We start from the raw sequence: 6,512 nt of genomic DNA on the forward strand, positions 1-6,512 counted from the left end.
CGGCATGACGCCGCACCCACAGTCAGGGCATGATCGCCCGACACCGAGCACCCAGCACCTGGCCCACCCGGAGGTTCTGCTGTGACGACGTACCTGTACGACTTCACCGAGGGTGACAAGGACCAGAAGGATCTGCTCGGGGGCAAGGGCGCCAACCTGGCGGAGATGACGAGGCTCGGCCTGCCGGTACCTCCCGGCTTCACGATCACGACCCAGGCCTGCCGCGAGTACCTGGCGGACGGCGTGGAGCCGGCCGCGCTGAGGGTCCAGGTGACCATGGCGCTGCGGCGCCTCGAGGACATCACCGGACGGCGGGTCGGCGACGTGTCCGACCCCCTGCTGGTCAGCGTGCGGTCCGGGGCGAAGTTCTCCATGCCCGGGATGATGGAGACGGTCCTCAACGTCGGGCTGAACGACTACTCGGTGCAGGGCCTGGCCGAGGCGGCCAACAACCCGCGGTTCGCCTGGGACTCCTACCGGCGGCTGATCCAGATGTTCGGCAAGACGGTCCTGGGCATCGAGGGCGACATGTTCGCCTCGGCGCTTGACGCCGCGAAGGCGGCGGCCGGCGTCACCGCCGACGTCGACCTCGGCGCCGACGCGATGCACGGCCTGGTGGAGACGTTCAAGGCCATGGTCCTCGAGCACACCGGCCGCGAGTTCCCCCAGGACCCGCGCGAGCAGCTAGACCTCGCCGTTCGGGCGGTCTTCGAGTCGTGGAACACCGAGCGGGCCCGGCTGTACCGCCGCCGCGAGCGGATCCCGCACGACCTGGGCACGGCGGTCAACGTGGTCGCCATGGTGTTCGGCAACCTGGGCGAGACCTCCGGGACCGGCGTCTGCTTCACCCGCGACCCGGCCACCGGCCGGCAGGGGGTGTACGGCGACTACCTGCAAAACGCGCAGGGCGAGGATGTGGTGGCCGGCATCCGCAACACCTTGTCACTCGAGGACTTCGCCACCCTGGACCCGGCCTCCTACGCGGAGCTGCGGGCCATCATGCGGCGCCTGGAGACCCACTACCGGGACCTGTGCGACATCGAGTTCACCGTCGAGCGCGGCAAGCTGTGGATGCTGCAGACCCGGGTAGGCAAGCGGACCGCAGCGGCCGCCTTCCGGATCGCCGTCCAGCTGGTCGACGAGGGACTCATCACGCTGGACGAGGCGCTCGTCCGAGTGTCCGGCGGGCAACTGGCCCAGTTGATGTTCCCGCAGTTCGATGCCACCGCCCCTCGAACGGCGATGACCCGTGGGATGGCCGCCTCCCCCGGAGCGGCGGTCGGCCGGGTGGTCTTCGACGCGGCCACCGCCGTGGAGTGGACGGCGCGAGGCGAGCAGGTGGTGCTGCTGCGCCGGGAGACCAACCCGGACGACCTCGAGGGCATGATCGCCGCAGCCGGGATCCTGACGTCGCGCGGGGGCAAGACCTCTCATGCGGCCGTGGTCGCCCGCGGCATGGGCAAGACGGCGGTGTGCGGAGCAGAGTCGCTGGAGGTCGACCCGGTGGCTCGGGTCGCGCGGGCCGGTGGCCACCAGGTGGTCGAGGGCGACGTGCTGTCGATCGACGGGTCGACCGGCGAGGTGTTCGTCGGTGAGCTGCCGGTCGTGGCGTCACCCGTGGTCCGCTACCTCGAGGTGGGACTGGCCGCCGCCCTGGACGGGGCCGACGAGCAGACCGCCGAGCTGGTCGTCGCGGTGGACCGGCTGCTCGCCCACGCCGACGCCGCGCGGCGGCTGCGCGTGCGGGCCAACGCCGACACCGCCGAGGACGCCGCTCGAGCGCGGCACCTGGGCGCCGAGGGCATCGGGCTGTGCCGGACCGAGCACATGTTCCTCGGCGAGCGCCGGGTGCTCATCGAGAGGGTGATCCTGGCCGAGTCGACCGAGGCGCGGGCGGAGTCGCTGGCCGCGCTGCTGCCGTTGCAGCGCGCCGACTTCACCGAGCTGCTCGAGATCATGGACGGCTTGCCGGTAACCATCCGGCTGCTCGACCCCCCGCTGCACGAGTTCCTGCCGGACCGGGCCGACCTGCTGGTCCGGGTCGCGCTCGCCGAGGAGCGCGGCGAGCCGAACGAGGGTGACCTGCGGCTGCTGGCCGCCGTCGAGCGGCTGCACGAGTCCAACCCGATGCTGGGGCTGCGCGGGGTCCGGCTGGGCCTCGTCGTCCCTGGCCTGTTCGCCCTGCAGGTGCGGGCGATCGCCGAGGCCGCGGCCAGCCGGATCCAGGCCGGGGGCGACCCACGCGTGGAGATCATGGTGCCGCTCGTCGGCTCGGTCATGGAGCTGCACCTGATCCGCGACGAGACGGACGGGATCATCGCCGACATCGCCGCGCGCGAGGGGGTCGCGCTCTCCATCCCGATCGGCACCATGATCGAGCTGCCGCGGGCCGCGCTCACCGCCGGCCGCATCGCGGAGGTGGCCGAGTTCTTCTCGTTCGGCACCAACGACCTCACCCAGACCACGTGGGGATTCTCCCGCGACGATGTGGAGGCCGCGTTCTTCGCCGCCTACCTGGAGAAGGGCGTCTTCACGGTCTCCCCCTTCGAGACCCTGGACGCCGACGGAGTCGGCGAGCTGGTGCGCATCGCGGTCGAACGTGGACGGGCCCGCCGGCCGGATCTGCACCTGGGCGTCTGCGGCGAGCACGGCGGGGACCCGGAGTCGATTCACTTCTTCCATGAGGTGGGCCTGGACTACGTCTCGTGCTCGCCGTTCCGGATCCCGGTCGCCCGGCTCGAGGCCGGCCGAGCCGCCCTCAGTCCGCTGGGCTGACGGGAGTCCCCGGCCCCGGCATCAGCACAGTGCTGAGGATCCGGCGCCGACGACCTCGTTCAGGTCGGCGCGCTGCTCGCGAAGCTCGTCGTCGTCGGCCAACACCCCGGCGACGAACGCACCGAAGGCCGCCGGGTGCTCGGCCGGGCTCACCTTCCGCAGCTCGTCCGGGTCGACCGAGGCCTGCTCCCCGGTGATCGACGGTGCACGAATGGTGCGCCGAAGGTTCGCGCTGGTCGACGCGCTGGTCGGCTACGTTCGTCCGGTGACCGACTCGTTCTACGTCCCACTCGGCGACGACCGCTGGCGGGCCACGGTGAACACAACCGGCCCGTGGGACGCCCGGCACCAGCACGGCGGCCCGCCTGGCGCGCTGCTGGCTCGGGCGGTCGAGCAGTGCGAGCCGCGCGAGGACGCCGTGGTGGCCAGGGTGACCGTCGAGATCCTCGGCGGGATCCCGGTCGGCGAGCTGGTGCTCACCTCGCGGGTGGCCCGTCCAGGGCGGCGGGTCGAGCTCGTGGAAGCCAGCCTCGCGGCCGGCGGCCGGACCGTCGCGAGGGCGACCGCGTGGCGGGTCCAGCGGTCCGCGGGTGTGCACATCGCGCCCCGGCACCCGATGCCGGCCCCGCTGCCCGACCCGACGACTGACTGGGAGACACCCGAGGGCTGGATCGACGGCTACCTGTCGGCCGTGGAGTGGCGTACGACCGGCGGCCGGTTCGACCAGCCCGGCCCGGGCGCGGTCTGGACCCGGCTGCGCCACCCGCTGGTCCCCGACGAGGAGCCCACCGGCCTACAAAGGGTCATGGCCGTGGCGGACTCCGGCAGCGGGATCTCCAGCGAGCTGGACCAGCGCAGGTGGCACTTCATCAACCCCGAGCTCACCGTGCACCTGCACCGGATCCCCGCGGGTGAGTGGATCTGCCTGGACGCCGTCACCACGATCTCCGACGGCGGCGTCGGCCTCGCGACGTCCGTGCTGTCCGACGTCGACGGCCCGGTGGGGGTTGGCGCGCAGTCGCTGCTGGTGGCTCCGCGATAGGCCGGCGCCTGCCCGCTCAGCTGCGCAGGTACGAGGCTCCGTTGACGTCGACGATCGTCCCGCTGGAGAACCTGGCCTCGGGCGAGGCCAGCCAAAGCACCGCGGTGGCCACCTCCTCGGGCCTGGCCACGCGGCCGAACGGGGACTGCGCGCGCACCGCGTCACCGCCCGGCCCGTCGAGCGCCTCACGGGCCATGTCGGTCTGGACGAATCCGGGCGCCACCGTGCTCACCGAAATGCCATGACCGGCCAGCGCGACCGCCATCGACTGGCCGAAGGCGTTGAGCCCGGCCTTGGACGCCGCATAGGCGGGTGCGTTCGGCTCCCCTCGGAAGGCGCCGCGGCTGGAGACGTTGACGACCGCACCACCTCCAGCGGCGATGAGGTGCGGGACGGCGCAGAAGGTGCAGTTGGCCGCGGCCTGCAGGTTGACCGCCAGCGTGGCCGCCCAGGCCTGCTGCCAGTCGAGGTAGGTGGTGCCCGTCGGAGGATGGGCGAGGAACACGCCGGCGTTGTTGACCAGCACGTCCAGGCCGCCGAGCCCGGCCGCCGCGGCGTCGACGGCGCGCAGGGTCTGCTCGGGGTCGGCCAGGTCGGCTCGCACGGCGAGGTGTCCGTCGCCGGGCAGCCCGTCCAGGGTCCGGGCGGCCTGGCCCTCGGACCTCCAGTAGTGCACCGCCACCCGATCGCCCGCCGCCGCGAACGCCTGGGCCACCGCCCGGCCGATCCCGCGCGACCCGCCCGTGACGAGGACGGCGCGGCTCACCGGCACGCCTCCGCCACCGCCGCGAGCAGCCGGTCGATGTCCTCGGCACTCGTGTAAGGCGCCAGGCCGGCCCGGACCGCACCCGCATCGCCCAGGCCCATCCAGCGCGCCGCCTCGATGGCGTAGAAGCTGCCGGCCGGGGCGTTGACCTTCCGCTCGGCGAGCAGCTCGTAGACCTCCTGCGGCGTTCGGCCGCGCACGGAGAACAGCGCGGTCGGCGTTCGGCGGTCCGGCGCTCCGTGCAGCGTGACGCCGTCCAGCGCCACCAGTCCCGCCCGCAGCCGGTCGAACAGGACGTCCTCGTAGGCGTCCACCTCGGCCATGGAGGCGAGCAGCCGGGACCGACGGTCACCGGTTCCGGGGACCAGGTCGGCGATGAAGTCCACCGCGGCCGTAGTGCCGGCGAGCAGCTCGTAGGGCAACGTGCCGAGCTCGAACCGCTCGGGGACGACGTCCGCTGACGGCAGCAGCTTGTCGGGGTGGATCGTCTCCAGCAGCGCCGGGTCGGCGACCACCGCGCCCAGGTGCGGTCCGAAGAACTTGTACGGCGAGCAGGCGAGGAAGTCCGCGCCGATGGCGGCCATGTCCACCGGGACGTGCGGCGTGAGATGCACGCCGTCCACGTAGACCAGCGCGCCGACGCCGTGCGCGGCCGCGGCGATCGCAGCGACATCCGGTCGGGTGCCCAGCAGGTTGGACGCCGCCGTCACGGCGAGCAGCCGGGTGTGCTCGGAGAGCAGGTCGGCAACCGCGCGGACCGGCAGCTCGCCGCTGTCTCGGTCGAACTCCGCCCAGCGCACGGTCGCCCCGACCGCCTGAGCCGCCTGCACCCACGGCCGGATGTTCGCGTCATGGTCGAGTCGGGTCACCACGATCTCGTCCGCCGGCCCCCACTGCTTCGCGAGCGCACGGGACAGGTCGTACGTCAGCTGGGTCATCGAACGGCCGAAGACCACGCCAGCCGGCGTGCCCCCGACAAGGTCGGCCATGGCAGCCCGTGCCGACCCGACGGCCGCCTCGGCCCGCCGCTCCGCCTCGGTGACCACCCCGCGGTTGGCGACCCCGGAGCACAGCGTGTCGGCGACCGCGGCGCCGACCTGGGTCGGCACCTGGGACCCGCCGGGACCGTCGAAGTGCGCCACCCCCGCACTGAGCGCGGGGAAGGACGCACGGACCTGGGCGACGTCGAGAACCATGCGGACATCCTCTCCACCGAGCCCTGGGCCCCGGCCGAGGGGCCCCCGGACCGGTCGCGTGACGCTCACCACGCGGCGGCGTGTCCGTTACCCGCTGTCCACGGGCGAGGGGCACCATGGAAACCGGGAACGGGCCCCTCGATGTATGAGATCGAGGGGCCCGTCCGCGTCTCGGTGTCAACCTCGTAGCCGGCGAACCGACCCGCCCGTCCACTCTCCGTGACGCACACCACCGAGTTCGTGAGCCCCGTCAGGTGGCCGGTCTCCCGGTTCCCCTCCGCTCCGGACCTTGCGGCCCGGTCGGCCCGCCGTTCCCGTCGGCGTGGGGCTATGTCTAGTCGGTGAAGCCGATGCTCCGCAAGGGTTTTCCCGGAACTCGCATCAACGTAGGGCCGAAAGTCCCACGGTCCACAGCTTGTGCACAGGAAGAACCCCTCGGTCCCCAGGTTCTCCCCAGATCCGTCCACAGCCAGCCATCGGCTCAGCCGCCTCGCTGACCCCGTGGTCGCTTGTCCCACGCCCACAGACCGATGGTCAGGGCCACCCGGTCGCCGAAGTCCAGCGGGTTGCGACCGGTGAGCTCGGCGATGCGGCCCAGCCGGTGACGCAGCGAGTTGGGGTGCAGGTAGAGCGCCCGGGCGTGGCGTTCACCCCTTCGTGCTCCAGGAGTGCGCGCAGGGTCGGCACCAGCTGTCGGCCGTGGCGGGCGTCGTGCTCGACCAAGGGCACGATG

Annotated in this window: 6 protein-coding genes; 2 read left to right on the forward strand and 4 right to left on the reverse strand. The window is 72.6% G+C overall.

The genetic code is table 11. The annotated features are described in order from the left end of the window. The first annotated feature begins 81 nt into the window (after positions 1 to 81). The gene (ppdK, locus tag VIM19_10430; GenBank protein HEY5185299.1) at positions 82 to 2,775 is read left to right on the forward strand and encodes a pyruvate, phosphate dikinase; all 2,694 of its coding nucleotides are present in this window, start codon (positions 82 to 84) and stop codon (positions 2,773 to 2,775) included. A gap of 21 nt (positions 2,776 to 2,796) precedes the next feature. Here the strand turns inward: ppdK and VIM19_10435 are convergent, their stop codons facing one another. Continuing rightward, the gene (locus VIM19_10435) at positions 2,797 to 2,928 is read right to left on the reverse strand and encodes a hypothetical protein (GenBank protein ID HEY5185300.1); all 132 of its coding nucleotides are present in this window, start codon (positions 2,926 to 2,928) and stop codon (positions 2,797 to 2,799) included. 112 nt (positions 2,929 to 3,040) lie between these two features. Here VIM19_10435 and VIM19_10440 point away from each other — a divergent pair, with 112 nt between their 5' ends. Beyond that, positions 3,041 to 3,817 (forward strand): thioesterase family protein, encoded by a 777-nt coding sequence (locus tag VIM19_10440; GenBank protein ID HEY5185301.1) that lies wholly within the window; start codon positions 3,041 to 3,043, stop codon positions 3,815 to 3,817. A gap of 16 nt (positions 3,818 to 3,833) precedes the next feature. Here VIM19_10440 and VIM19_10445 read toward each other — a convergent pair whose 3' ends face one another. The 3 genes from VIM19_10445 to VIM19_10455 form a co-directional block, all read right to left on the reverse strand. After that, on the reverse strand, positions 3,834 to 4,589 hold the full coding sequence (locus tag VIM19_10445) for an SDR family oxidoreductase (GenBank protein ID HEY5185302.1): 756 nt from the start codon (positions 4,587 to 4,589) through the stop codon (positions 3,834 to 3,836). After that, a complete protein-coding gene (locus tag VIM19_10450) occupies positions 4,580 to 5,779 on the reverse strand; it encodes a cysteine desulfurase-like protein (protein ID HEY5185303.1) in 1,200 nt (399 codons plus the stop codon). Before VIM19_10450 ends, VIM19_10445 begins: the two co-directional genes overlap by 10 nt. 481 nt (positions 5,780 to 6,260) lie before the next feature. Further along, positions 6,261 to 6,512, reverse strand: a 252-nt coding sequence (locus tag VIM19_10455) for a helix-turn-helix domain-containing protein (protein HEY5185304.1), incomplete at its 5' end; no start/stop codon positions are given.

It is taken from the genome of Actinomycetes bacterium, assembly GCA_036510875.1.
Taxonomy (GTDB): Bacteria; Actinomycetota; Actinomycetes; order Prado026; family Prado026; genus DATCDE01.

What these genes read in the sequence shown, in the direction of transcription:
- VIM19_10450 (HEY5185303.1), bottom strand. Translation starts at nt 5,779, where the DNA reads ATGGTTCTCGACGTCGCCCAGGTCCGTGCGTCCTTCCCCGCGCTCAGT.